Origin of the sequence: Microbacterium xanthum (assembly GCF_034531355.1) — a bacterium.
Classification (GTDB): domain Bacteria; phylum Actinomycetota; class Actinomycetes; order Actinomycetales; family Microbacteriaceae; genus Microbacterium; species Microbacterium xanthum.
In genome coordinates this window covers 713990-740404 of record NZ_JAWHUE010000002.1, presented here as the reverse complement: position 1 = coordinate 740404, position 26415 = coordinate 713990, and the positions used below count along the sequence as shown (strand labels likewise).

Below are 26415 nucleotides of genomic sequence, written 5' to 3'. Positions count from 1 at the left end.
ACCGGGGTCGTTGGACGGAACGTCGTGTCGGTCGATCAGGCAGCGGCGGCCAGCCGCGCGAACCCCTCCTCGAGGGTGACCTCGGGTGACCAGTCCAGGGCGGCACGGGTCTCGCGCAGATCGAACCAGTGCGCGGTCGAGAGCTGCTCGGCCAGGAACCTCGTCATGGGCGGCTCGTCGGCGCCCGGGCGGACCGCCCACACGCGTTCGACGACACCCCCGACGCCACGGGCGAGCCACGCGGGCACGCTCCAGGAGGGCGGTGATACGCCTGCCGCACGGCACATCCTCGCGATCAGCTCGCCGACCGGCCTCGGCTCGCCGTTGGTGACGATGTATGGCCGCCCGTGAGCCGTGCTCATGCGGTCGGCGCCGGCGATGATCGCGGTGACGGCGTTGTCGATGTACGTGGAGTCGACCAGCGCGGCACCACCGCCGATGAGAGGCAGTCGACCGGCCTCCGCGCGGGCGACGATGCGAGCGACCAGCTGCGGGTCGCCCGGGCCCCACACCAGGTGAGGACGGATCGCGAGGACGCCGAAGCCGGCGGTGTCGGCGGACAGTGCGATCAGTTCGGCCTCGGCCTTCGTGCGGGCGTACTCACCACGCGCGTGACGGGGCGAGGCGGGCTCGGCGCCCACTCCCGCCAGGGCGGCGCCGGTATGGGCGACCGACGGGGACGAGACGTGGACGAACCTCGTCACCCCCGCCCGTGCGGCGGCATCCAGCAGAGCGCGGGTGCCGTCGACGTTGACGCGCCGGAAGTCGCGGGGGTCGCCCGCGAGCGAGACCTTGGCGGCGAGGTGGATGACGGTGTCGACGCCGTCGAGTGCCCTCGCGACGGCCGCGGCGTCGGTGACCGATCCCCGCCGATCATCCGCCCCGGTCACCCCGCTCGGGCGGCGCTGGAGGGTGCGGACCTCTTCGCCACGGGAGGCGACCGCGGTCGCAACCGCCTGTCCCAGAAAGCCGGACGCGCCGGTGACGAGCACCGTCATGGCGCGGTGATCCGTCCGCCGGCGCAAACGAGGTCGGCCCACTCCGACAATCGGGACCGGTCGATCTTCGAGTTGTGGCGGATGTCGGTCGGCAGCTCCGGAACGACGAGCACCGCTGCCAGCGGAGACACGACGGCCGCCCGCACCCGCGCGGTGAGGTCGGGGTCGGCGAGCCCGGCTCTGCGCGCGCGGTCGGTCGTCTCGACCACGATGACGGCTCGCCGGAGACCGTGCGGGCCGACCCCCACCAGCGCGGCACGACGCACACCGTCGACGCGTTCCGCCTGCTGTTCACCGGCGACCGGCGCGAGGGGTCCTCCCTCGGTGACCAGGACATGCGGCAGACGTCCCTCGACCCACAGGCGTCCGCGGGCGTCGAGGTGCCCGACATCGCCGGTGCGGTGCCACCGCGCGTCGCCGCCCGGGGTGTCACGCACGGCTTCCGCGTCGGTCAGGGCGAGGCGGTCGTATCGCGTCTTGAGGTGAGGTGCCGAGACGACGATCTCACCGAGCACCCCTGCGGTGTCGGCGACGGGACCGGTGGCACGCCCCTCGGCGTCGAGCGCGCTGACCCCGACCGTGACACCGTCGATCGGCGCTCCCACGCACACCCCGGGCTCCTCGGCATCCGCGGCGCGACGGATGCCGTCGAGGGTGATGTCGGTGACGAGGAGGCACTCGGTCATCCCGTACGGCGTGTGGGGAGCCGCGTGGGGGAACACCCGCTGCGCGGCGGCGAGGAGATCGGCACCGATGGGCGCACCGGTCGAGAGAAAGGTCGTGACGCGGGCGAGAACCTCGCGGTCGGCGGCGGTGAGGTCGCCGGCGGTGTCGACGACGTTCAGGATCGCCGCGGGTGAGAGGAAGACGATGCGCGCGTCGGCCGTCGCGACGGCCGCCGACACCGCTGTCGCGGTCAGGGTCCGCGGTGCCGAGACATCCATGTCGGGGGTCACCGATCGCGTGCCGAGGGCGGGGCCGAGCAACGCGAACGGCGCGAATCCGGTGACCAGTCCCGACTCGGCGGCGACGTCGAAATGCGCGGCGAGCACGTTGCGCAAGGCGGCCAGCTGACCGTGGGTGTACACGACGCCCTTGGCCGGCCCGGTGGACCCGGAGGTGAACAGGATCGCCGCGACGTCGTCCGCCACCGGCTCGTCCGGGGCCTTCCCCCCGGCCCCGGTCGCGGCGAGGTCGGCGAGGCTGCACGAGACGCCGAGCGCGGCCGCGGTGACCCGGGGGAGGCGGTCGACGGAGATCTTCGTTCCGGGCCAGCCCAGGGTGCGCGCCGCGGTCAGCGCCGCGGTCTCCCCGATGAGAAAACGCGGACTCGCCCCACGCACCGCACGCGACAGGCCGTTCACGCCGAGCCCGGCGTCGGCGACGACGACGACGGCGCCGATGCGCAGACACGCGTAGACGACGGCGGTGAGCGTGGGTCCGGGGCGCACGAGGAGCGACACTCTGTCGCCGTGGCGGACACCGAGGCGGGTGAGGCCGGCCGCGAGCGCGGTCACCCGCTCATGGAGTTGCCGCCACCCGACGGTCAGCGGCGGGTCCTGCGTCATGTCGATCGCGGCGATCGAGGTGTCGTCCGCGCGCTCGTCGAGGCGTCGCCACATCGGCTCGAAGTCGGCGTCGGCCGATGCCGGGGACCGGGGCGGCCGTCGCGACGTCTCGGCATCGAGACCGGCCCGATCGAGCCAGTCCAGCACGGCCTCCGCGCAGGGGCGGTCTTCGCCGACGAGGTGTCCCGCGCCTTCGAAACGGTGTACCTCGGCGTGCGGGACCCTGTCGATCAGGTCATCGAGGTAACGCTGCTGGAAGACCGGATCCCGCGGCCCCCACAGGATCAACGCCGGCACCGTCAGCATCCGCACACCGTCTGCGATGCGGGTCAGTTCGGCGTGGCTCGGGTGCCGGTGATCGACGGGGATGTCCGCGACGAACTGTCCGATCCCGCGGCGCCGCGCAGCCGACCGGTAGGGAGCGCGGTACCCGTCGCGCACCTCGCGCGGAAGCCGCGCCTCGGCCAGGCCCAGCGTGGTCTCGAGGAACGCCGTCGTCCGCACCGTCGACGCGGCGAGCACCCCCCGCACACCGGCGAGGCGGAGGGGCGCGGGAATGGGCACGCCCTCGGGATGGTGCACCGCGGTGTTGAGGGTGATGATCCCGGCGACCAGATCGGGATGGTCGACGGCCCAGCCGAGGGAGATCACCCCGCCCCAGTCATGGCCGAGCGTGACGACGGGTCCGGTGAGGGCGAGCGCGTCGGTGAAGGCCCCCAGGTCAGCGACCCGCTGGGCGAGTGTGCGCGGCACGTCGGTGCGCTCGGAGAAGCCCATCTCGAGCTGGTCCACCGCGACCAGACGCCATGCCGGGCCTCCTCGCTCGGCACGGCGCACCGACTCCGCGGCGATCCGGCGCCAGTGGAAGGACCACGTGGGGTTGCCGTGCACCGCGAGGATCGTCCCGACCGGCTCGAGGCCGAGGTCTGCGAGAACCGGGCCGGTGTCGAGGTGATGCCACGAGCGTCGCCGGCCGGTGTCCGCGCGGACCCCCGGCACCTCGATCACGCGGCGGAACCGCTCGTCGAGCCCGGGGACGGGTGGCACAGGGGTTCCCGCGGGCGAGGTCACCAGGCGAGTTCCATCATCGCCGTGTTCAGTCCCGACCCCACGCCCATCAACAGCACGCGGTCACCGCGTGACAGGCTCTGCTTCTCCCGATCGAGGGTGATCGGGATCGACGCGGGGCCGACGTTGCCGTACTCGGGGAAGGTGATGGGCACCTTCGCGCGGTCGAGCTTGGCGGCTTTGACGATCGCGCCGGTGTGCACGGACGACACCTGGTGGGTGATGTAGCGGTCCATCGACGACCATTTCCAGTCGGGGGCCGCTTCCTTCCACGCCGACACGACCAGATCGAGCCCACCGCGCAGCAGCGCCTTCGCGTCGGTGAACATCCCGTCGACGCTGCCGACGCACAGTTCGTGGAACTGGGTCGCCGCACGCGTGACGCCACCGAGGATGCGGTGTCCCTCGGGGTGCTCGTCCGCGCGGCCGAGCACGGCCGCGGCGGCCCCGGAGCCGAGGGTGAGGGAGGCGAACTCGCTCATGAAGGCGTCGCGGCCGATCTGCTGACCCTTGAGGCGCTCGATCGTGTTGACCTGGATGTCGTCGGCATCCTCGCCGTTGACGATGATCGCGTACCGGATCTGACCCGCCTCGATCATCCCCGCGGCCAGGTTCATGCCGCTGACGAAGCCGAGGCACGCGTTGGCGACGTCGAAGTTGACGGCCGAGGTCGGCAGCCCGAGGCCGTGGTGGAGGGTGACGGCCACGGACGGTTCGAGGTGCTTGCGGCTGACGGAGGTGTTGATGAGCAGGCCCACATCCGACGCGTCGACGCCCGCTTCTCGGAGCGCGCGGTTGCCCGCCGTGATCGTCGCGTCCTCCGAAGACTCCCCGACGGCCCAGTTCCGACGCTCGATCACGCCGGCGACACGTCGTAACAATCCCGGTCGCAGCTTCAGTCGCTGCAGCGCGGGCGCCAAGCGCGACTCGATGTCGTCGGAACTGGTCACACGTGTCGGCAGGACACTGGCCACCGACAACAGCGAGACGTTGGAGAACCGGGTCGTCGCGTTTCCAGCCAACGGCACTCTCCTCATCGCGAGCACGCAGGCTCGATCGGTCGAACGACAAGTTTATCGTCGGAACATAACGGCCGGGGAATGTCACGTCGTCGACCCGCCGGCGGCGCGGAGTCGTCACACACGCGTACGGGCGGGTACGAGCGGATACCGTGAAGGGACCCCCACCCCGAAGGAAGGCACCCCCGATGGACTGGCAGACCTCCGAAGACACCGTGCCCTCGGCACCGGTGACGGAGGCCGACGCCCGTCTGCTGCTGGGGCGCCCGCCCGCGACCGGGGCATGGCGCGACGGCGACCCCGTGGGCGACCGCCGGTTCGCCGCGTTCGGCGCTTTCGACACGGAGGGCGGCGAGCGCCTCCCGGCCTTCCGCATCGCCTACGAGACCTGGGGCGAACTCTCCGCCGAGCGCGACAACGCGATCTTGCTCCTGCACGCCCTCACCGGTGACAGTCACGCGCGAGGGCCGGCCGGACCGGGGCACCCGACGGCGGGGTGGTGGGGAGAGGTCGTCGGCCCGGGGGCGGCGATCGACACCGACCGCTGGTTCGTGATCGCCCCCAACCTGCTCGGCGGGTGCCAGGGTTCCACGGGTCCGGCGAGCATCGCCCCCGACGGGACCGAGTGGGGGCCGCGTTTCCCGTACCTCACGGTGCGTGACCAGGTCGCCGCTTCGGTCCGACTGGCAGACACGCTGCGGATCGGGCGCTGGGCCGCCGTGATCGGAGGCTCGATGGGAGGGATGCACGCCCTGGAGTGGGCGATCACGCACCCCGATCGCGTCGACCGCCTCGCGGTCATCGCCGCGCCTCCGGTGAACACGGCCGACCAGATCGCTCTGAACTCCGCCCAGCTCGAGGCCATCCGCATCGACCCCCGCTTCGCGGGCGGCGACTACTACGACGCCGGCGACGGGAACGGCCCGACGCGAGGGCTCGCGCTCGCGCGACGCATGGCCCTGTTGAACTACCGCTCCCCCACCGAGCTCAACCAGCGCTTCCAGCGCTCGTGGCAATCAGGGGTCAGTCCCCTCGGGCACGGCGGTCGGTTCGCGGTGGAGTCCTATCTCGACTTCCACGGCAACAAGTTCACCCGTCGCTTCGACGCCAACAGCTACATCGCACTCGTCGAGGCGATGAACTCCCACGACGTCGGCCGCGGTCGCGGTGGCGTGGAGGACGCGCTCGCCCGGGTGGCCGCGCGGACCCTGGTCCTGGGCATCGACAGTGACCGCCTGTTCCCGATCGACGGTCAGCACCGCATCGCCGCCGGCATCCGCGACACCCTCGACGGCGACCGCGCCGCGGTGATCACGAGCGACTTCGGTCATGACGGGTTCCTGATCGAGACCCCGGTCGTCGCCGCGCACCTGCGGCGACTGCTGGACTGAGCCCGCGCCGTTCAGGCCGGCGCCATCGATGCGTCGCGACGGCGCTCGGTCGCGACGCTCACGACCGCCAGGCCCAGACCGCACAGCGCCAGCGCGACCCCCACCCAGGCCGGGGCGAGAAACCCCCACCCGGCGGCGATGACCACCCCGCCGAGGAACGCCCCGACGCTGTTGCCGAGATTCAGAGCCGAGTGATTCAGCGCCGCCGCGATCGACTGGTTGTCCCCGGCGACGTCCATCAGGCGGGTCTGGATGGTGGGGCTCAACCCCGACGAGACGAAACCGACGGCGAAGACGAAGAAGCCCAGTGCGTAGATGGAGGATGCCGTCGCCGCCAACAGCGCCAAGACCGCCGCCAGGGCGACATACCCCCACAGCAGGGTGCGGGCCAGGTGGACGTCGGCGAGGTGCCCGCCGATGAGGTTCCCCACGGTCATCCCCGCCCCCATCACCATGAGCACGATCGGCACCGCCCATTCGGGCGATCCGGCGACCTCGGTCACCACCGGTGCGATGTAGCTGTAGACGGCGAAGAATCCGCCGAATCCGATCGCCCCCACCGCGAGGGCGAGCCAGACCTGACCGATGCGGAAGACCCGGAGCTCTGCGCGGAGGGTTCGCCCCGGCGAGCCGGCGTGCTGCGGGACGAACAGCGTGATGAGCACCGTGGCGATCAAGAAGATGCCCGCCACGAGCATGAAGGCCGCGCGCCAGCCGACCTCCTGGCCGAGGGCGGTGCCGAGCGGAACGCCCACGACGTTGGCGAGGGTGAGGCCGGTGAGGACGAAGGCGACACCCTTGGCGCGCATGCCGGGGCCCAGCACGTCTGCGGCGACGAGCGCGCCGATGCCGAAGTAGGCCCCGTGGGGCAGTCCGGCCAGGAATCGTGATGCCGCCACCAGCTCGAACGTCGGCAGCAGGAAGGTCAGGGCGTTGAAGAACGTCAGCGCGGCCGCGAGGATGATCATGACCCGGTGCCGGGGGAAGCGTGCCACCGACCCGGCGATGGTCGGGGCGCCGACGACGACACCGAGGGCGTAGAGGCTGATGAGCCAACCCGTCTGGGCGATCGCCGCGTCCGGGTCCGTCGCCCACTCTCCCGGCAGCATTTCCTGAGCGATGTCGGGAAGCAGACCCATGACGACGAACTCCGTCATGCCGATGCCGAAGCTGCCCACCGCCAGCGACAGCAGGGCCCACAGGGCGACGCCTCGGGCGGGGAGGGATGTGCTCACGCGCTCATCGTACGCGCCACCAGGGCAAGCGTCGAATCGATTCGACGCTGCGATGGCGCGCCGTGCGACCCGCTCCCGACGGGGTCACTCGGCGTCGTCGATAGCAGCCTCGAGCCGCTGCAGCTTCCCCTCGATCTCGCCGGTGTAGCCGGGGCGGATATCGGCCTTCAGGACGAGGGAGACGCGCGACCCGAAGGGCATCACCGCGTCGGTCGCGGCCTTTACCACGGCCATGACCTCGTCCCACTCCCCCTCGAGTTCGGTGAACATCGACGTGGTGCGGTGCGGCAGGCCGCTGGCGCGGACGACGGACACGGCCGCCGCGACGGCGTCGTGCACCGATCCGTCGGCGTTGCCGGTGCCGCTGGGGGCGACGGAGAAGGCGATGAGCATGGGACCTCCCGGTCAGGGCGCCGCGACGGCCGCGGCGACGGGTGTGCGAAGGCGGACCGTGCGGATCACGGCCCAGACGAACAGGACGACGAGCACCAGGTTGCGCAGGGTCAACAGCGCCACCGGAAGCGGCTCCGCGAGAAGGATCCCCCCGTAGAGAAGCGGATACACGACCTGCGTGAGACCGGCGGCGATCACGCCGAGCATCCCCGGCCGCAGCCAGGCGCGACGATCCACGACGATGCCGAACACGAGCGGAGCGATCAGCCACGTCAGGAACTGCGGCGAACCGACCTTGTTGAACACGATCAGCGCGAGCACGAGACCGAAGGCCAGCGGCGGAAACAGCGCGACGAACGAGACGCCGCGCCACGCCTTCAGGAGGCCGATAACCAGCAGCGCGCCGGTGACGAGCACGAGCAGCGGGGTCATGACCGCGGATGCCGCCTCGACATCGGGTCCCTGGACCTGGAAGGTCAGGATGTCTCGGTCGTAGACCACCGCGGCCGTGGGCGAACCGGCGACGACCTGCCACAGCGTCCAGCCGCTGACCGGCGCCTCGACCTGCAGCCCCCGCTCGGTCTGACCGACGAGGAACCCGAAGGCATGGGACCCGCCGCCCAGGGCGAGGATCGCCGTGAGGACCACGACGCTGGTCACCGTTGCGGCGGCCAGCACCGGCAGAGGTCGCCGGGAGGACACGACCGCGGCCCCCAGCAGCGCCGCCGGCCACACTTTGATCCACGTCGCCACGGCAAGCAGCGTGGCGGCCACCCACGGGCGGCGCACCAGCCACAGTGCGCCGAGCACCGCCAACGGCACCGTGACCCCGTCGAGCCGGTACATCCCCACGGGGCCGAGGGCCAACGCGAAGACGAGCCAGAACGCGGCCGCGGCGACCCGGCCGCGGGAGCGGGCCGAACCCACGAGCACCGCGAACGCGCACGCATCGAGGATCGTGATTAGCAGCGCCCACGCGACGTTGTACCCCGCGATCCACGCCAGCGCGTGTGCGGCGAGCATCGGGACCAGGGCGAGGTGGGGATAGACCCAGCTGTCATCGACGCCGACGATCCCGGCGCCCGCCAACGCCCGCGCAGACCACGGTTCGTAAACGAGGGTGACATCGCCCATGGGCTGGTGAGGCAGGACGAACCCCGCCGTGGCGACCACGAGGTGCACGAGCAGGAACCCCGCCCACAGCACCGCGCGTTTCGACACGGCTCCATCCTAGGGAGCGGTGCGTCGCGGCCCGTCCGCCCGGACCGGCGCGGTCGCGACGATCTCTCCGACCGCGAACGGCAGGGCCTCGGCCACATCTCCCGCCGTGATGGGACCGCCCGCCAGACCGAAGCGCGAGGAGGCGATGTTCGCCGCCCGTCCATGCAGCCATGCCCCGGTCGCCGCCACCGGACCCCAGTCACCTGCGGAGGCGAGCGCGTCGGACCCGGCCGCGACCGCGCCGATCACCCCGGCGAGGACATCGCCGGTGCCGGCGGTGGCCAACCATGGCGTGGAGTCGGCGATCACGGCGATGAACCCGCCCGGAGCCGCAGCCACCGATCGGGCTCCCTTCAGCAGCACGGCCGCACCGAGGCGTTCGGCCGTCTCGAGCGCCGCGTCGTCGCGGTCCGCGTGATCGGCGTCCGGCGGCAGGTCGGCCAAACCGAGTCGATCTCGCAGCCGCGCGAACTCCCCCGCGTGCGGGGTGACCACGACGGGCGCGGCGGGGTGGTCCACCAGATCGAGGGCACCGGCGTCCACGACCACGGGCACGTCGCCGTCGAGCAGCTCGCGCAGTGCGGCGGTCTCGGCCGCATCGCGCCGGGTCGCGTCTGTGCCGGATCCGATCACCCAGGCATTCACGCGGCCCGGAGCGGCGACCGTCTCCGGCCGTCGCGCGAGCACCTCCGCGCGCGCCGGGCCGACATAGCGGACCATGCCCACGCCGGTGCGCCACGCCGCCTCGACCCCGAGGACGGCGGCCCCGGGGAAATCCACGGACCCGGTGCGGACCCCCACCACGCCCCGGGTGTACTTGTCGTCGTGCGCGGCGGGGGCACGAAGACTCCCCGCCGCGTCGGTCGCCGTCCATCTGCGCATGCCGCACACCCTATCCAGATGCGGTGACCGATCGGCGACCGACCCCGGCCTCACCGACGTCGGCTCGTCGCGTCCTGGATCTCGCCGATGAGCTCTTCGATGATGTCCTCGAGGAACAGCACCGCCGTGGTCTCCCCCTCGCTGTTGCGCACCTGCGCGAGGTGGCGACCCGCGTTCCGCATGAGGGCCAGCGCGTCCTCGAGGTCGGTGTCTTCGGTGACCGGCACCATGTGGTGGATGCGCTTGGAGGGGATCGGACGGACCACGTCCGTGGCCGCGTCCGGCCCCTCCGCGGCCCGCAGCACGTCCTTGAGGTGGACGTAGCCGGTGGGCACACCGTCACCGTCGACGATGACATAGCGCGAGAAGCCGTGCTTGGCGACGGCTCGCTCGATCTTGTGCGGTGTGGTGCGCTCGGGCAGGGTCACCAGGTCCGCCAGCGGAACGGCGATGTCCGCGGCCTTCTTGTCGGTGAATTCCACCACCGCGGCCACCGTGCCGGCGGAGTCGTCGAGAACGCCCTCGATGCGCGACTGCGTCACGATGGTGGCGACTTCTTCGAGCGTGAACGTCGAGGCTGCCTCGTCTTTCGGCTCCACGCGCGCCAACCGGACGATGTGGTTGGCGATCCAGTTCAGGGTGACGATCACGGGATGGAACAGCTTGGACACCCACACCAGCGGCGTCGCCAGCATCAGCACCGCCCGGTCGGGGACCGAGAAGGCGAGGTTCTTCGGAACCATCTCGCCGAAGACCACGTGCAGGTAGGACACCGTGAGCAGCGCGATGACGAACGCGATGGTGTCTACCAGCGCCTCACTGAGCCCCGTCAGGCCGAGCGGGACCGCCAACAGGTGGTGGATCGCCGGCTCCGACACGTTCAGGATCAGCAGCGAGCAGATCGTGATCCCGAGCTGACTGGTGGCCAGCATGAGCGTCGCGTGCTCCATCGCGTACAGCGCCGTCTTGGCACTGCGCGAACCGCGCTCGGCCAGCGGCTCGATCTGCGAGCGTCGCGCCGAGATGACGGCGAACTCCGCGCCGACGAAGAAGGCGTTGGCGACCAGAAGGACGCCCAGCCATGCAAGTCCCGCCCAATCGCTCATCGACGCTCACCTCCGTCGGCGGCCGCGACGGCCGGCATGGTGGCCGGGGTGAAGCGCACCCGGTCGACGCGTCGCCCGTCCATCCGCTGGACCTCGATGACGCCCTCTTCCAGTTGCAGCGCATCGCCGGAGGTCGGGATGCGTTCGAGCACGCTCATGATGAACCCGCCGACGGTGTCGTACACATCGCCTTCCGGGATGCGGATGCCGGTCCGGTCCAGCACCTCGTCGGGCCGCAGTTCGCCGGGGAAGATGATCGATCCGGAGGCGCGGACGATCCCCGCGCGCCGACGGTCGTGCTCGTCGAGCACCTCGCCGACGATCTCTTCGACGATGTCCTCCAACGTCACGACCCCGGCGGTGCCGCCGTACTCGTCGACGACGACCGCCATCTGGTAGCCGCGGGTGCGCAGCTCCGCGACCAGGGCATCCAGGTGGACCGCTTCGGGCACGCGCAACGGTTCCGTGCTGATGGCTCCGACGGGCACCTCGGCCCGCTTCGCGCGCGGCACGCTCACCGCGGCCTTGAGATGGACCACCCCCACGATGTCGTCCATGGAGTCCTCATAGACGGGGAACCGGCTGTGGCCGGTGCGGCGGGCGAGCTGGATGACGTCTTCGACGGCGTCGCCGACGGAGACCGCGTGCACGCTCGGGCGGGGGGTCATGACGTCGGCGGCGCTCAGCCGGGAGAAGGTGAGGCTGCGATCCAGCAGGGAGGCGGTGTCCTCCTCGAGGACGCCGGCGCTGGCGGAGCGGCGGACCAGGCTCGACAGCTCCTCCGCCGTGCGCGCTCCCGAGAGTTCCTCCTTCGGCTCGATCCCCATGGCCCGAAGGACGCCGTTCGCGCTGCCGTTGAGGACCGTGATGGCGGGGCGGAACACCGTGGTGAACGCCACCTGGAAGGGCATCACGAGCTTGGCGGTCTGCCGGGGGACGGCCAGGGCGAAGTTCTTCGGGACCAGCTCGCCGATGATCATCGAGAAGATCGTCGCGATCGCGATGCCGATCGTCGCCGACAACGGTGTGACCAGCGCCTCCGGCCACCCCCACGCGGTGAGCACGGGGCGCAGCAGATTGGAGATCGCCGGCTCCATCGTGTAGCCGGTCAGCAGCGTGGTCAGGGTGATCCCCAACTGCGCGCTGGACAGATGCGTGGAGGTGATGCGCAGCGCACTGATGGTCAGCGCGAGCCGGGACTCGCCGGCATCGCGGCGGGCTTCGAGGTCGGCGCGGTCTAGGTTCACCAGCGCGAACTCGCTGGCCACGAACAGTCCGGTGCCGATCGTCAGGAGGAGCCCCACGCCCAGCATGACGTAGTCCATCACGCGTCACCCCCGCTCGTGCGGCGGTCTGGTCGGTGGGGCGAGCGTCTGCAACTGGGAGGGTCGTCCATCGTGGAGTCGATCTTACGGCAGGCGCGCGCGCCCGCGCGCGGGCTCCTCACAGCTTCGCACCCGGTTGACATGGCACCCGATGCGGCTTCGGGCGCGCGAGGCGACATCTCCTGACAGGCGAACGGGATCAGCCGCTCGCGCGGCGAGGATCACCAGCTCACCGGAAGCGCCTTGCCCTCTTCGTAGCCGGCGGCGGACTGCAGCCCGACGCGGGCGCGGGCGCGGAAGTCGGGCACGGTGGCGGCTCCGGCGTAGGTGAACGAGGAACGCACCCCCGACGTGATCATGTCCAGGAGGTCCTCCACGCCCGGTCGCAACGGATCCAGGTAGATCCGCGACGAGGAGATCCCCTCCGCGAACAGCTCCTTGCGGGCCCGCTCGTACGGGTCCAGCCGGCCGAACCGCTCCTGCACGGCCTTGGTGGAAGCCATCCCCCACGACTCCTTGAACACGCGGCCGTCGGGGTCTGTCTGCAACCGCCCCGGGGCCTCGATGGTGCCGGCGAACCACGAGCCGATCATGACGGATGCCGCGCCCGCCGCCAGCGCCAGGGCGACATCGCGGGGGTAGCGCACACCGCCGTCGGCCCACACGTGCGCGCCGCGTGCACGGGCGGCCTCGGCGGTCTCGAGGACGGCGGAGAACTGGGGGCGCCCGACGGCGGTCATCATGCGCGTCGTGCACATCGCGCCCGGACCCACGCCCACCTTCAGGATCGTCGCGCCGGCATCGACGAGGTCGGCGACGCCGTCGGCGGTGACGATGTTGCCCGCCGCGATGGGCACTCCGAGGTCGAGGTCGGCGACGGCCCGCAGCGCACGGAGCATTCCCTCCTGGTGCCCGTGCGCGGTGTCGACGACCAGGACGTCGACACCCGCAGCGGCGAGCGCCCGCGCCTTGGCCGCGACATCACCGTTGATGCCGACGGCGGCGGCCACACCCAGACGGCCCCCCGCGTCGACGGCGGGTCGATACAGCGTCGCTCGCAGGGCGCTGCGTCGGGTGAGGGTGCCGACCAGATGGCCGCGATGGAGCACGCACACCGTCTCGACCTCGGCGGCGACCATGAGGTCGAAGGCGTGGCGGGCATCCTGGACGTCGTCGGCATCGATGGACGACGGGCGCCCGCGCGCCAGATCCCCCAGGCGCGCGTCGGGAAGGGCGGTGCCCAGGCGTGCGGCCGGGACGATCCCCTGGACGTCGTCGATCCGGATGTCGCCGCCGATCGCGTCGCTCACGACGATCCCGTGCCCGTCCGTGGCGGGAAGGACCTGCGCCGCATCGGCGACGGTCGTCTCCGGCGGCAGCACCAGCGGAGTGTCCCACCGCACCGGCTGGGCCTTCACCCATCGGATCGCCGCGTCGAGGTCTTGCAACGGCATGTCCTGCGGCAGGACGCCCAGGCCGCCGCGGCGCGCGAGCGTCGCGGCCAGCCGCGGCCCGGTGACGGAGTTCATGTTCGCCGAGACCAGCGGCAGCGTCGCCGGTGTGCCGTCGCCGGGCGCCAGATCGACGTCGAGGCGACTGGTCACCCCCGACCGGCGGGGCACGAGGAAGACATCCGAATACGTGAGGTCGACCTCGGGCTGCGCTCCGTAGAACTCCATGGGCCCAGCGTAACGAGGCTCCTCCGGCAGCGCCCGGGCGCGAGTCGTCGGATCCGACGCGCAGGAACCGGCCGACGCGGTGAACGCCCAGGCAGATAGGACTACGCTTGACCCGAGCGTGCGGACCGCGGATGGTCCGGCGTATTCCACACGATCTTCACGAAAGCGGGCGATAAGGCGTGTCGAGCCAGGTGACCGGCGTCGGGGTTTCGAGCGAAGGGGAGTTCGGGGCCAATGAATGGCTCGTCGACGAGCTGTACGAACAGTACAAAGTCGACAAGAACTCCGTGGACAAAGCGTGGTGGCCCATCCTCGAGGAGTACAACCCGGTGAAGGGCGACGTCCCGGCGGCGGAGGCGTCCGCTCCCATCGCGCATCCGGTGACCGCGCCGGTGCCCGTGATCGGCGCTCCGCCGGTTGCGCGGACGACCGCCAAGCCCGCGGCGGCCCAGCCGATCCCGGCCCAGGCGCCGAAGGTCGTCCCCTCCTCGGCGGAGGAGTCGACCGAAGAGGACACCGTCACCGCGTTGCGCGGCATGCCCAAGGCTCTCGCCGCCAACATGGACGAGTCGCTCACGGTTCCGACGGCCACGAGCGTCCGGACGATCCCGGCGAAGCTCATGATCGACAACCGCATCGTGATCAACAACCACATGTCGCGTACCCGCGGCGGCAAGGTGAGCTTCACGCACCTGATCGGTTGGGCGATCATCCGGGCGCTGAAGGAGTTCCCGAGCCAGAACGTCTTCTACGCCGAGATGGACGGCAAGCCGTCCGTCGTGGCACCGGCGCACATCAACCTCGGCATCGCGATCGACATCCCCAAACCCGACGGCACCCGCGCCCTCCTGGTCCCGTCGATCAAGCGGGCCGAATCGCTCACCTTCGGCGAGTATCTCGCCTCGTACGAGGACCTCGTCGGTCGCGCCCGCAAGAACAAGCTCACGGCCGCCGATTTCCAGGGCACGACCATCTCGCTCACCAACCCGGGCGGCATCGGGACGGTGCACTCCGTGCCGCGCCTGATGAAGGGCCAGGGTTGCATCGTCGGCGCCGGTGCGCTGGAGTATCCGGCGGAGTTCCAGGGCGCCTCCTCCAAGACGCTCAACGAACTGGCGATCGGTAAGACGATCACCCTGACCAGCACCTACGATCACCGCGTGATCCAGGGGGCCGGCTCGGGTGAGTTCCTCAAGCGCGTGCACGAGCTGCTGATCGGCGAGCGGAACTTCTACGACGACATCTTCGCCGCCCTCCGCATCCCCTACGCCCCCATCCACTGGGCCAACGACATCAACGTCGATCTGGCCGAGCGCGTCGACAAGCAGTCGCGTGTGCTCGAGCTGATCAACTCGTTCCGCGTGCGCGGCCACCTCATGGCCGACATCGACCCGCTCGAGTACATGCAGCGGACGCACCCGGACCTCGAGATCGAGCAGCACGGACTGACGTTCTGGGACCTCGACCGCGAGTTCGTCACCGGCGGATTCGGCGGCAAGCGGGTCATGAAGCTCCGCGACATCCTCGGCGTGCTGCGCGACTCCTACTGCCGCACGATCGGCCTGGAGTACATGCACATCCAGGACCCCGAGCAGCGTCGGTGGTTCCAGGAGAACGTCGAGGTCAAGTACCAGAAGCCGACGCACGACGAACAGTTGCGCGTGCTGAAGAAGCTCAACCAGGCCGAGGCGTTCGAGACCTTCCTGCAGACCAAGTACGTCGGGCAGAAGCGCTTCAGCCTCGAAGGCGGCGAGTCGCTCATCCCGCTGCTCGACGAGATCCTGCAGGGCGCCGCCGAAGCGGGCCTGGACGGCGCCGCGATCGGCATGGCCCACCGCGGTCGCCTGAACGTGCTCACCAACATCGCCGGGAAGACCTACGGACAGGTCTTCCGCGAGTTCGAGGGATCCGTTGCGATCGGGTCCAAGAGCGGATCCGGCGACGTGAAGTACCACCTCGGTACGTCCGGCACGTTCGTGGCCGACGGGGGCGAGGAGCTTCCGGTGTATCTGGCGGCGAACCCGTCGCACCTCGAGACCGTCGACGGGGTGCTGGAGGGGATCGTCCGCGCCAAGCAGGACCTGAAGCCCATCGGCTCGTTCTCCTGGCTCCCGGTGCTCGTGCACGGGGATGCCGCCTTCGCGGGCCAGGGCGTCGTCGTCGAGACGCTGCAGATGTCGCAGCTGCGCGGTTACCGCACGGGCGGGACCATCCATGTGGTGGTCAACAACCAGGTCGGTTTCACCACCGTTCCGCAGGACGGCCGCACGTCGGTCTACGCCACCGACGTCGCCAAGACGATCCAGGCGCCGATCCTGCACGTCAACGGCGACGACCCCGAGGCCGTCGTCCGGGTTTCGCAGCTCGCGTTCGCCTACCGCGAGAAGTTCCACAAGGACGTCGTCATCGACCTCGTCTGCTATCGCCGTCGCGGGCACAACGAGGGCGACGACCCCTCGATGACCCAGCCGTTGATGACCAACCTCATCGAGGCCAAGCGCTCGGTCCGCCGCCTGTACACCGAGTCGCTCGTCGGCCGCGGTGACATCACGCAGGAGGAGTACGAGGAGGCCAAGCAGGACTTCCAGGGTCGACTCGAGGTCGCGTTCGCCGAGACGCACGCCGCCGAGACCGGTTCCAACGAGGTGGTCAACACCGACGCGGCCCCGGACACATCGGTGGGAGAGCCGGAGTCGACCGCGGTCTCCCGAGAGGTCGTCCACATGATCGGCGACCGCTTCGTCAACAAGCCCGAGGGCTTCACCGTCCACAACAAGCTCCAGCAGCTGCTGGACAAGCGCCACGACATGAGCCGCAACGGCGGCATCGACTGGGCCTTCGGTGAGCTCCTCGCCTTCGGCTCGCTTCTGGTCGAGGGCACGCCGGTGCGCCTGGCCGGTCAGGATGCCCGGCGTGGCACGTTCGCGCAGCGCCACAGCGTGCTTCACGATCGCACGAACGGCCAGGAGTGGCTGCCGCTGACGAACCTGTCGGACAGCCAGGGGAAGTTCTTCGCCTACGACTCGTTGCTCAGCGAGTACGCCGCGATGGCATTCGAGTACGGCTACTCCGTCGAGCGCGCAGAAGCCCTCGTGCTGTGGGAGGCCCAGTTCGGCGACTTCGTCAACGGTGCGCAGTCGGTGGTGGACGAGTTCATCTCCTCCGCCGAGCAGAAGTGGGGCCAGCAGTCGAGCGTGGTGCTGCTGCTCCCCCACGGCTACGAAGGTCAGGGGCCGGACCACTCGTCGGCTCGCATCGAGCGATTCCTGCAGATGTGCGCGCAGGACAACATGACCATCGCGCGCCCGTCGACTCCGGCATCGTACTTCCACCTGCTGCGCCGTCAGGCCTATGCGCGGCCGCGGCGCCCGCTGGTGGTCTTCACCCCGAAGGCCATGCTGCGTCTGCGCGGCGCGACGAGCCCCGTCGACGCGTTCCTGTCGGGGCGGTTCGAGCCGGTTCTGGACGACGATCGCGGGATCGACAAGAGTGCCGTGCGCCGCGTGCTGCTGCACTCGGGCAAGATCCACTGGGACCTGCGCGCCGAACTCGACAAGAACCCCAATCCGGAGATCGCGCTCGTGCGTCTCGAGCAGTTCTACCCCTCGCCCGTTGAGGCGCTGCGTTCGGTGCTTGCCACATACCCCGACGCGGAGCTCGTGTGGGTGCAGGACGAGCCGGAGAACCAGGGCGCGTGGCCCTTCATCGCCCTCGAGCTGTCGAAGTACCTCGACGGACGGACGATCAGCCGCGTCTCGCGCGATGCGGCCGCCTCGACCGCCACCGGCTCACCGAAGGTGCACGCGCGCGAGCAGTCGGAGATCGTGAAGAAGGCCCTCACCCTGCGCTGAGCTGCGCACGACGGACAGACGAAGACCGCCGCTCCCCGTGGGGGCGGCGGTCTTCGTCTGCGCCCGTGACGGGCGGAGTCGTCAGTGCCCGGCCTGGATCGCCCGCACGCGCGCCAGCACCTGGTCGCGCAGCTCTTCGGGGGCCGTCTCCTTGCATGCGCGCGCCACGACATCGGTGAGTGTGGTGGCCACGAGGGCCTCGTCCCGGCACGCAGGGCAGTGCTCGAGGTGTTCCTTGATGTCGGCGTGTTCGGTCTTGCAGACCTCGTTGCGAAGGTACTCCTCGAGGTCGCGCCGCGCTTTCTCGCAGCCGCAATCGGTCATTTCTCACTCCTCGTCGACGCGGTCCCGAAACCACGCTCGCGTGCATACTCGGCCAGCAGGTCGCGCAGCATCCGTCTGCCACGATGCAGACGGCTCATGACCGTACCGATCGGGGTCTTCATGATGTCGGCGATCTCCTGGTAGGCGAAGCCCTCGACGTCCGCGAGGTAGACCGCCATCCGGAAGTCCTCCGGAATGGACTGCAGCGCGTCTTTCACCGCGGACGCCGGCATGTGGTCGATCGCCTCGGCTTCCGCCGATCGGCTGCTGGTCGCGGTCGTCGACTCGGCGCCGCCCAGCTGCCAGTCCTCGAGCTCATCGATCGTGCCCTGGAACGGCTCTCGCTGCTTCTTGCGGTAGGTGTTGATGTACGTGTTGGTGAGGATGCGGTACAGCCACGCCTTCAGATTGGTCCCCTGCGTGAACGACGACCACGAGGCGAAGGCCTTCACGAAGGTCTCCTGCACCAGGTCGGCGGCATCCGCGGGGTTGCGTGTCATCCTCATGGCCGCGGCGTACAGCGGGTCCATGAACGGCAGCGCCTGCGCCTCGAACTGCGTGCGGGCGTCTTCCACCGTCTCGGCCTGATCGCTCATCACCGAGAAGTCTACGTCCGGCCCGCTGGAGGTCCGCGGGACATCCGTCTGCGTCGGCGCGGGGCGACTCAACGTCGTGATCATCCGACTCCTCTCGGGGGTTCAGTAATCTAGGAACCGATGACCGCCGACGGGTATTCCCCCACGTCCACACCGGCCGACGCCGGGTCCTGGCAGGCGCCCGTCGCAGACGGGCCCCTGGAAGCGACCCTGTCCGTGCCGGGATCGAAGTCGCTGACCAATCGCGAACTCGTGCTCGCCGCCCTCGCCGACGGCCCCAGCCGCCTGCGCGCACCGCTGCACTCCGACGATTCCGCGCGCATGATCGACGCCCTCCGCGCGCTCGGCGTCGGCATAGACGCCGAGCCCGGAGACAGCCCGTTCGGCGACGACCTGATCGTGACCCCGCGCTGGCCGCTGTCGGGCGGCGGTGTCGTCGACTGCGGTCAGGCCGGCACCGTGATGCGCTTCGTCACCCCGCTGGCCGGTTTCACCGCGGGCGAGATCACCGTGACCGCCCACGAAAGCGCCCTCCACCGCCCGATGGGCGCCATGATCAAGGCGCTGCGCGACGTCGGGGTGGACATCGATGACGGCGGGCGCTGGTCGTTGCCGTTCTCGGTGCGCGGACACGGGCACGTGCGCGGCGGCGAGATCACCATCGACGCGAGCGCGTCGAGCCAGTTCGTCTCCGGCCTGCTGCTGGCCGCGCCGAGGTTCGACGTCGGTCTCCACCTCGTGCATTCGGGACAGCGACTGCCGAGCATGCCGCATATCGACATGACCGTCGAGGCGCTGGCCCATCGCGGCGTCCACGTCGAACGCCCCTCCGTCGGGGAGTGGATCGTGCCGGCCGGTCCGATTCGCGGCAAGGACATCGCCGTCGAACCCGATCTGTCCAATGCCGCCCCCTTCCTCGCCGCCGCAATGGTCGCCGGCGGTCAGGTGACCGTGCAGGGATGGCCGCCGCACTCGACCCAGCCGGGGGCGATGCTCACCGACATCCTGTCGGTGATGGGCGCGCGGGTGAGCCGGCGCGGTGGGGCGCTGACCGTCGCGGCCGGCTCCGGTATCCACGGGGTCGAACTCGACCTGTCGGCAGCCGGTGAGCTCGCCCCGACGATCTTCGGTCTTGCCGCTTTCGCCGATACCGAGACCGTCCTGCACGGCATCGGGCACATCCGCGGACACGAGACCGACCGCATCGCCGCCCTCATCGGCGAACTGCGCGGCCTCGGCGGCGAGGCGCACGAGCTTCCGGACGGCATCCGCATCGTGCCCCGACGGCTCCGCGGCGGAACGTGGCGCGCGCATCACGACCACCGCATGGCCACCACCGGCGCTCTGATCGGTCTCGCCGTCCCCGGCGTGACCGTCGACGACATCGGCACGACCGCCAAGACCCTTCCCCAGTTCCCGCAGCTGTGGCGCGCGATGCTCGACGGCGACGCCGAATCGCTGGCGTCGTGACGGGCGCCGCGCGATGAGCTGGCTGGACGGTCTCGACGAGGACGACGAGCCGGACTACGACGAGACGGACGTGCGCGTCCGCCCCAACCCGAAGGCGAATCGCCCTCGCACCAAACGCCGGCCCGCGCACGCGGATGCGGTGGTGTGTCGCGTCCTCGGCGTCGATCGGGGGCGATACACCGTTCTCGTCGATGAGGACGGACCGCGCGAGCACACCGCGTCGGCGACGCGGGCGCGGGAGCTGCGACGTACCCCCATCGTCACGGGTGACCGCGCACGCGTGGTCGGAGACACCTCGGGCACCGAGGGCACCCTCGCCCGTATCGTCGGGATCGAAGAGCGCACCTCGCTGCTGCGTCGAAGCGCCGACGACACCGACCAGGTGGAGCGGATCGTCGTCGCGAACGCCGACCAGATGCTCATCGTCGTGGCAGCCGCCGACCCCGAGCCGCGCGAGCGCCTCGTCGACCGGTACCTCGTCGCCGCGCTGGACGCCGGCATCCGACCGCTCATGGTCGTGACCAAGACCGATCTGGCCGACCCCGGGCGGTTCCTGGAGCACTTCGACGGTCTCGACCTGCGGGTGTTCACCAGCGCACGCGGACGCATGCCGGTCGCCGAGGTCGGCGCGGCGCTCATCGGCCGTTCGACCGTTTTCGTCGGACACTCGGGAGTGGGCAAGTCGACCCTCGTCAACGCCCTCGTGCCGACGGCCGGGCGCGCCACGGGGCACGTCAACGAAGTCACCGGGCGCGGGCGCCACACCTCCTCCTCGACGGTCAGCCTGCGCTACCGCGGCGACCTCGGCACCGGCTGGGTCATCGACACACCGGGGGTGCGATCGTTCGGCCTGGGGCACGTCGACCCGGCCAACCTGCTGCGCGGCTTCAGCGATCTCGATGACGTCGCGCGGGAGTGCCCCCGCGGCTGCACGCATCTGCCGGATGCGCCCGATTGCGCCATCGTCGACGCGGTCCGCGAAGGTCGTCTCGGCACGCGTGGCGCCGCGCGACTCGATTCGCTCCAACGGCTGCTGGCGACCTTCGCCGACCGCACCTGATCGGCCTACGCTGGAGACATGACGACGACGCGCCTCGAGCCCGGAAACACCGCCCCCGATTTCACCCTTCCCGATCAGGATGGCGGCACCGTATCGCTGGCGGACCTGCGAGGTGCGGGGGCGATCCTTTTCTTCTACCCCGCCGCGATGACCCCGGGCTGCACCACCGAGGCATGCGACTTCCGGGATTCGTCGGCGCCTCTGCAGGCCGCCGGCTACCGGGTGTTCGGCGTGTCACGCGACGAGCCGGAGAAGCTCCGCGCGTTCCGCGAGCGCGACGGACTCACGTACGACCTGCTGAGCGATCCGGACCGGGTCGTCCACGAGGCCTATGGCGCGTGGGGCGAGAAGATGAACTACGGCAAGAAGGTCGAAGGCGTCATCCGTTCCACCTTCGTCATCGGCGCCGACGGCACCCTCGAGCACGCGCTCTACAACGTCAAAGCCACCGGGCACGTCGCCCGCGTCCGCACGCTCCTCGGTCTCGACTGACCGGTTCAGGCTCCGTCGTCGGTCGCTTCCGCATCGGCGCGGGCGGCCTGACCGGCCGTGATCACGAGCAGGACCAGCTCGGTCACAGCGGGCACCGCGATGGCCACCGCGATCGCAGGATGCGCATATTCGCCCGTTGCCGCTCCGAGCGCCACGGCGAGCACCAGAAGCTGCGCGACGATGCCTCCCGAGCGGGCCATCGACGAGCCGCGCTGGGCGGCGACGGCGAACGCGGCGAGACCGACAGCACCGATGACGGTGAGGACCAGGAGCGCGATCGCCGAGACCGTCGAGGTCGTGTCACCGCTGCTGAGCGCCACGATCTGCCAACCGGCGAGAGCCGCCACGCCGACCGCCTCGAGGGCGAGACCGGCGGCGGCGATCGGTCTCATTGCGGGGCGTGACATGCGGGGAACCTCTTCCATCGTGTGCTCTGGTCAGCGTTTTTCCGTGTGCACGGGGATCCGCCATCGGCGCGGTTCGACCACCCCCGGAAGGAAACCTCCGCGAAACCCGTCGGTAAACCCTTGATTCGACTCGTGTGCTATGGGAGGATCTTCGGAGCCGTGTGCTCCCACAGCGCCGTGGGGCGAGCGTCTTGCTCGCATCCCTCCACAGGGTACCGGAACCCGATCCGGGCTCTGGGACTTCCCCCCACCATTCGTCGCAAGGAGCACCACCATGGACTGGCGTGACAAGGCCGCCTGTTTGACCGTCGACCCGGAACTCTTCTTCCCGGTCGGCAACACCGGCCCCGCGGTCGATCAGATCGAGAAGGCCAAGGCCGTGTGCGCCCGATGCACCGTCACCGAGATCTGCCTGCAGTACGCCCTCGAGTCCGGTCAGGATTCGGGCGTCTGGGGAGGACTCAGCGAAGACGAGCGCCGCGCGCTGAAGCGCCGCGCCGCCCGCGCCCGTCGCGCCAGCTGACCCGGTCGGCCGCTGACCCGGCCGCTCACAGCCCGGCGCCGCCGATGTAGCGCAACGGGATCTCGATCGTCACCTCGGTACCGCTGCCGACCAGCGTGTGCCAATCGATCGATCCGCTGAGCTCCCCCTGGATGAGCGTCCGCACGATCTGCGTGCCGAGTCCGCGCCCCACCTGCCCCTCGGGCAGACCCGCGCCGGTGTCGCGGACGCGCACCTCGAGGGTCTCCTCGGTGCGTTCGGCGACGATCTCGACCTCTCCCTCGCGGCCGGCGAGACCGTGCTCCACCGCGTTGGTCACCAGCTCGGTCAAGGCCAGCGCCAGCGGCGTCGCATATTCGCTGGGAAGGGTGCCGAATCGGCCCGACTTCCGGGTGCGCGCCCGGGTGCTGGGCGATGCCGCGACCTCGGCGACGAGTTTGAGCACGCGATCGAACACCTCGTCGAAGTCGACGACCTGCGTCAATCCCTCCGACAGCGTGTCGTGCACGACGGCGATCGCCGAAACCCTCCGCATGGCGTGGGTCAGGGCGTCCCGCGCTTCGTCGGTGTGCGAGCGGCGCGCTTGGATGCGGAGAAGGGACGCCACCGTCTGCAGGTTGTTCTTCACGCGGTGGTGAATCTCCCGGATGGTGGCGTCTTTGGTGATGAGCTCCTGCTCCTGGTGCCGGATCTCCGTGACGTCGCGGCAGAGCACGATGGCGCCGATCCGGTTGCCGCGCTCGCGCAGGGGAATGGTGCGCAGCGAGACGGTCACACCGCGTGCCTCCACGTCGCTGCGCCACGGAGCGCGGCCGGTCACGACCAGCGGCAGCGACTCGTCGAACTGTCGCTTCTCGGGGATGATGCGCGTGGTCACCTCCACCAGGGGCTCACCTTCCAGCTCGTCGTCGAAGCCGAGTCGGTTGAAGGCGGACAGCGCGTTCGGGCTGGCGAAGGTGACGATGCCGTCCACGTCGAGCCGCACGAGGCCGTCCGAGGCGCGTGGTGCACCACGGCGCGGCGCCGTCGGCGCGGACAGGTCCGGGAAGTCCCCCGAGGAGATCATGCCGAACAGCTCGTCTGCGCAGTCGTTGAAGGTGATCTGCTGCCGCGAGGGCGTTCGGGCTTCCCCGAGGTTGGTGTGCCGGGTCAGGACCCCGATCGCCGTGGAGCCGTTCTCACGGGTACGGACGATCGGCACCGCCCGCACGCGGGTCGGCGTCTCCTCGAACCAGTCCGGCGAGGCCGAGTCGACGATCTCCCCCGTGCGGTACGCGTCGCGAACCTGCGTGCGCCACTGGGGTCGGACGCGGTCGCCGACGATGTCCCGGTAGAACAGCGTGGCCGCCCCGCTCGGGCGTGCGTGAGCGACCGCGACGAACGAGTCGTCGGCCGTGGGGACCCAGATCACGATGTCGGCGAAAGCGAGGTCCGCCAGCAACTGACCGTCGCCGGCGAGACGATGCAGCCATTCGACGTCGTCGTCGTCGGAGAGGCCCTGGGAGTAGACGAGATCGCTGAGGGTCGACACACCTCCAGCCTACGAGGTCGCCCCCACGGAACGGAGCCGGCGCCGAGACCGCCGAAGCCTCGATGCGGTCTCCGGAACGCTCGTCCGGGGCGGGAGGACCGCTTCGCCGACGAAGCGACGGATCCCCGCCACCAGCGGCGAGCGCGGTGCGGCGAGCGCGATCGGACGCGCGGCCAGGAGGGCCGCATCGGTCGAACGTCCGTCGGCGGGGAGGAAGCGGACGTCGACGACACCCCCGAACCGGTCCAACGTCCGCCGCACCTGGCCGCGCGCGTCGATGCCGAGTGCGCCGGGTCGCAGTCGATTCGCGATCGTGAGGATGGGAGTCGCCCCGACGATGGCTCTCAGTTCGGTGTGCCCGCGGAGGTAGCGGGCGATGCCGATCGGGTCGGCGGCTGCGACCGCCACGACGAGGTCGGCCGTCCGCAGCGCCGCGAGGGTCGCGCCGTTGCGGCGCGGTGCGTCGAGGTCGCTCATGATCTCTTCGTCCTGCTCGAGCGGTGCCGCCACATCCACGACCGTGTGATCCACCCACGCCCGGCACGCCGCGAGGGTCGCCTCCACGCGGGTCTCGGCAAGCTCTGGCCACCGACTCGGCCGATTGATGCCGGGGAGGACATCGACGCCCGTGCGCTCCAGGGGCAGGGAGATCCGGGTCAGCTCGCGCGCGTCGAGCGTGCCGTGCGCGGCCTGACGGCAGGCGGCCGCGAAACCAGGTCCCTCGTCGGCCAGGCCGAGCGCCGGGGCGAGGGACGGGGCGTGCGAATCGGCGTCGATGAGGCCGACGCGGCGGTCACCGCGGGCGAGTTCGACCGCCAGCTCGATCGCGATGGTGGAACGCCCCGGCGCCCCGTGCGGACCCCACACGACGATCGTGTGCGGAGCATCGCGGGAACGCGGCGGGGTCGATGCGGGTGACGCGTCGTAGGCCGGGACGAGGTCTGCAACCGCGGGCGGACCACCCGACAGCGGGATGGTGGTGAGAAGTCCGAAGGACTCGGCGATGCGTTCGTCGTCCTCCTCCCCCACGAGCGCGACGATCCGCACGCCGCCGCGATCGCACAGGGCGACAACCGCCTCGGTGAGGGTGGAACGACGCGTGCGGAGCAGGAGAACATCCACCTCACGGAGCGCACGGAAGAAGGTGTCCCCCTCATGGCCGAACGCGGCGTCGGCGGCGGCGAGCGCCGGGGTGTCGGCGGAGACGACCGCAACCACATCCACCCCCTCGTCGCGCAGTTGGTCCGCATAGGCGTCGCGTGCGCCGTCGACGGCGACCAGGGCTCTCATCGGTCGCCGCCCACCGTCGGCACCACCGACAACGCGGACTCGTCCGACATCGCCGTCAACACCGCCGAGACATCCGCACGCGGGATGACCACCTCCAGGGCGACCTCGTCGCGGCCCACCACCGCTTCGTCCCGGGCGACGGAGACGACGGTCGCATCCGGGACGAGGATGCTCGGGGTGTCATGGACACCACGCTCGAGAAGGGGAGCCGCCCAGACCTCCACGACCGATCCCGTGTCGACGGACGCGGGCACATCGGTCGAGCTGTGCAGCACCACGACGGTCGTCGCGGAATCCTCGCCCGCGCCCACGGCGTCGTACGGGACGAGTTCGCCCGCGGCGACGGTGCGGGTGGCGATCGCCCCGATGGCGAGGTCGTCCGGGCGCAGGTACGACTCACCGAGCGCCCCGAGGGCGACCTCGACGACCCGCACATCGGTGGCCGCGATGACGTCGCCCGGGATGAGCGTGCGTGCGGCCGCGATGGCCGGGGTCGTCTGCCGTGCGGCCGAGACGACGAACCAGACGCCGACGATCGACGCGACCACGAGGACGATGCCGAGGAGGAACCGCACATCGACCCACGGCGCCCGGCGTGCCCGGGCGGAAGCGGAGCTGCTCATGCCGTCCATCGTGACGCAGGTCCCGATGTCGGCACGGAGGTTATCCACAACACGCACGACCCACCCCCTGCTGTCGCCGCCCCGGGGTCGATAATGGGGGCATGCCCGACACGCCTGCCGCCGGCCCCCGGCTGCTCGCGCCCGCGCAAGTGGCCGATCTCCTCGGCATCGATGTGGGTGAGGTCATCTCTCTCATCGAAGAGGGACGACTCGTCGGAATGCGCGTCGGCTCACCCGCGCGGTGGCGCGTCGACGAGGCGAGCGTCGCCTCGTACCTCGACGACCAGGCCGAGGAGGCGCGGCGAATGGCCCTGTGGCGTCAATCGAACGCGGCGAGCTTCCCCGAGCTCTGGGGCACCGGCGCGGTGCGGAACCCCGACTGAG

Annotated in this window: 23 protein-coding genes; 7 read left to right on the top strand and 16 right to left on the bottom strand. The window is 70.5% G+C overall.

Annotated elements, in window-relative coordinates:
* Positions 1-35: 35 nt before the first annotated feature.
* From RZO50_RS08935 to RZO50_RS08925, 3 genes are read right to left on the bottom strand one after another with little or no spacing between them, the layout of a single operon-like run.
* Positions 36-998: an NAD-dependent epimerase/dehydratase family protein gene (locus RZO50_RS08935; RefSeq protein WP_322599361.1), complete on the bottom strand. Its 963-nt coding sequence runs from the start codon at positions 996-998 to the stop codon at positions 36-38.
* On the bottom strand, positions 995-3613 hold the full coding sequence (locus RZO50_RS08930) for an alpha/beta fold hydrolase (protein ID WP_322599360.1): 2619 nt from the start codon (positions 3611-3613) through the stop codon (positions 995-997). Before RZO50_RS08930 ends, RZO50_RS08935 begins: the two co-directional genes overlap by 4 nt.
* A gap of 20 nt (positions 3614-3633) precedes the next feature.
* Positions 3634-4671 (bottom strand): 3-oxoacyl-ACP synthase III, encoded by a 1038-nt coding sequence (locus RZO50_RS08925; protein WP_322599359.1) that lies wholly within the window; start codon positions 4669-4671, stop codon positions 3634-3636.
* A 170-nt stretch (positions 4672-4841) separates the two neighbouring features.
* Between RZO50_RS08925 and metX the strand changes: the two genes are divergently transcribed.
* Positions 4842-6044 (top strand): homoserine O-acetyltransferase MetX, encoded by a 1203-nt coding sequence (gene metX / locus RZO50_RS08920; protein WP_322599358.1) that lies wholly within the window; start codon positions 4842-4844, stop codon positions 6042-6044.
* Positions 6045-6055: 11 nt separating this feature from the next.
* Here the strand turns inward: metX and RZO50_RS08915 are convergent, their stop codons facing one another.
* The 7 genes from RZO50_RS08915 to guaB1 all read right to left on the bottom strand — a co-directional run bounded on the left by RZO50_RS08915 (position 6056) and on the right by guaB1 (position 13885).
* Positions 6056-7279, bottom strand: a complete 1224-nt coding sequence (locus RZO50_RS08915) for an MFS transporter (protein ID WP_322599357.1) — start codon at positions 7277-7279, stop codon at positions 6056-6058.
* Between the two features lie 84 nt (positions 7280-7363).
* Positions 7364-7672 carry a thiamine-binding protein gene (locus tag RZO50_RS08910; protein WP_322599356.1) on the bottom strand — a complete coding sequence of 103 codons (309 nt, stop codon included), beginning with the start codon at positions 7670-7672 and terminating at the stop codon, positions 7364-7366.
* Between the two features lie 12 nt (positions 7673-7684).
* Positions 7685-8893, bottom strand: a complete 1209-nt coding sequence (locus RZO50_RS08905; RefSeq protein WP_322599355.1) for a hypothetical protein — start codon at positions 8891-8893, stop codon at positions 7685-7687.
* 9 nt (positions 8894-8902) lie between these two features.
* Entirely contained in the window at positions 8903-9775 is an 873-nt protein-coding gene (locus RZO50_RS08900) for an ADP-dependent NAD(P)H-hydrate dehydratase (RefSeq protein WP_322599354.1), read from the bottom strand.
* Positions 9776-9825: 50 nt separating this feature from the next.
* The gene (locus RZO50_RS08895) at positions 9826-10881 is read right to left on the bottom strand and encodes a hemolysin family protein (protein ID WP_322599353.1); all 1056 of its coding nucleotides are present in this window, start codon (positions 10879-10881) and stop codon (positions 9826-9828) included.
* A complete protein-coding gene (locus RZO50_RS08890) occupies positions 10878-12206 on the bottom strand; it encodes a hemolysin family protein (protein WP_322599580.1) in 1329 nt (442 codons plus the stop codon). Before RZO50_RS08890 ends, RZO50_RS08895 begins: the two co-directional genes overlap by 4 nt.
* 221 nt (positions 12207-12427) lie before the next feature.
* Positions 12428-13885 carry a GMP reductase gene (gene guaB1 / locus RZO50_RS08885; RefSeq protein ID WP_322599352.1) on the bottom strand — a complete coding sequence of 486 codons (1458 nt, stop codon included), beginning with the start codon at positions 13883-13885 and terminating at the stop codon, positions 12428-12430.
* A 179-nt stretch (positions 13886-14064) separates the two neighbouring features.
* Here guaB1 and RZO50_RS08880 point away from each other — a divergent pair, with 179 nt between their 5' ends.
* A complete protein-coding gene (locus RZO50_RS08880) occupies positions 14065-17736 on the top strand; it encodes a multifunctional oxoglutarate decarboxylase/oxoglutarate dehydrogenase thiamine pyrophosphate-binding subunit/dihydrolipoyllysine-residue succinyltransferase subunit (RefSeq protein ID WP_322599351.1) in 3672 nt (1223 codons plus the stop codon).
* Positions 17737-17817: 81 nt separating this feature from the next.
* Here RZO50_RS08880 and RZO50_RS08875 read toward each other — a convergent pair whose 3' ends face one another.
* Both RZO50_RS08875 and RZO50_RS08870 read right to left on the bottom strand, forming a co-directional pair.
* On the bottom strand, positions 17818-18060 hold the full coding sequence (locus RZO50_RS08875; protein WP_322599350.1) for a zf-HC2 domain-containing protein: 243 nt from the start codon (positions 18058-18060) through the stop codon (positions 17818-17820).
* Positions 18057-18740, bottom strand: a complete 684-nt coding sequence (locus RZO50_RS08870) for a sigma-70 family RNA polymerase sigma factor (protein WP_416211583.1) — start codon at positions 18738-18740, stop codon at positions 18057-18059. The genes RZO50_RS08875 and RZO50_RS08870 overlap by 4 nt, the downstream gene beginning before the upstream one ends.
* A 36-nt stretch (positions 18741-18776) precedes the next feature.
* Here RZO50_RS08870 and aroA point away from each other — a divergent pair, with 36 nt between their 5' ends.
* From aroA to bcp, 3 genes are read left to right on the top strand one after another with little or no spacing between them, the layout of a single operon-like run.
* Positions 18777-20126 carry a 3-phosphoshikimate 1-carboxyvinyltransferase gene (gene aroA, locus RZO50_RS08865; protein ID WP_322599348.1) on the top strand — a complete coding sequence of 450 codons (1350 nt, stop codon included), beginning with the start codon at positions 18777-18779 and terminating at the stop codon, positions 20124-20126.
* 13 nt (positions 20127-20139) lie between these two features.
* Entirely contained in the window at positions 20140-21186 is a 1047-nt protein-coding gene (gene rsgA, locus RZO50_RS08860) for a ribosome small subunit-dependent GTPase A (protein WP_322599347.1), read from the top strand.
* Positions 21187-21204: 18 nt separating this feature from the next.
* Positions 21205-21678 carry a thioredoxin-dependent thiol peroxidase gene (bcp, locus tag RZO50_RS08855; RefSeq protein ID WP_322599346.1) on the top strand — a complete coding sequence of 158 codons (474 nt, stop codon included), beginning with the start codon at positions 21205-21207 and terminating at the stop codon, positions 21676-21678.
* Between the two features lie 5 nt (positions 21679-21683).
* Here bcp and RZO50_RS08850 read toward each other — a convergent pair whose 3' ends face one another.
* Positions 21684-22085, bottom strand: coding sequence for a histidine kinase (locus tag RZO50_RS08850; protein ID WP_322599345.1), 402 nt, complete (start codon positions 22083-22085; stop codon positions 21684-21686).
* Between the two features lie 274 nt (positions 22086-22359).
* Here RZO50_RS08850 and RZO50_RS08845 point away from each other — a divergent pair, with 274 nt between their 5' ends.
* Positions 22360-22608, top strand: coding sequence for a WhiB family transcriptional regulator (locus RZO50_RS08845; protein ID WP_036295594.1), 249 nt, complete (start codon positions 22360-22362; stop codon positions 22606-22608).
* A gap of 25 nt (positions 22609-22633) precedes the next feature.
* Here the strand turns inward: RZO50_RS08845 and RZO50_RS08840 are convergent, their stop codons facing one another.
* From RZO50_RS08840 to RZO50_RS08830, 3 genes are read right to left on the bottom strand one after another with little or no spacing between them, the layout of a single operon-like run.
* Positions 22634-24118 (bottom strand): sensor histidine kinase, encoded by a 1485-nt coding sequence (locus RZO50_RS08840; RefSeq protein ID WP_322599344.1) that lies wholly within the window; start codon positions 24116-24118, stop codon positions 22634-22636.
* A gap of 9 nt (positions 24119-24127) precedes the next feature.
* Positions 24128-25408, bottom strand: coding sequence for an AAA family ATPase (locus RZO50_RS08835; RefSeq protein WP_322599343.1), 1281 nt, complete (start codon positions 25406-25408; stop codon positions 24128-24130).
* A complete protein-coding gene (locus tag RZO50_RS08830) occupies positions 25405-26031 on the bottom strand; it encodes an SAF domain-containing protein (protein ID WP_322599342.1) in 627 nt (208 codons plus the stop codon). Before RZO50_RS08830 ends, RZO50_RS08835 begins: the two co-directional genes overlap by 4 nt.
* 101 nt (positions 26032-26132) lie before the next feature.
* Here RZO50_RS08830 and RZO50_RS08825 point away from each other — a divergent pair, with 101 nt between their 5' ends.
* On the top strand, positions 26133-26414 hold the full coding sequence (locus tag RZO50_RS08825) for a helix-turn-helix domain-containing protein (RefSeq protein ID WP_322599341.1): 282 nt from the start codon (positions 26133-26135) through the stop codon (positions 26412-26414).
* Position 26415 lies beyond the last annotated feature (1 nt).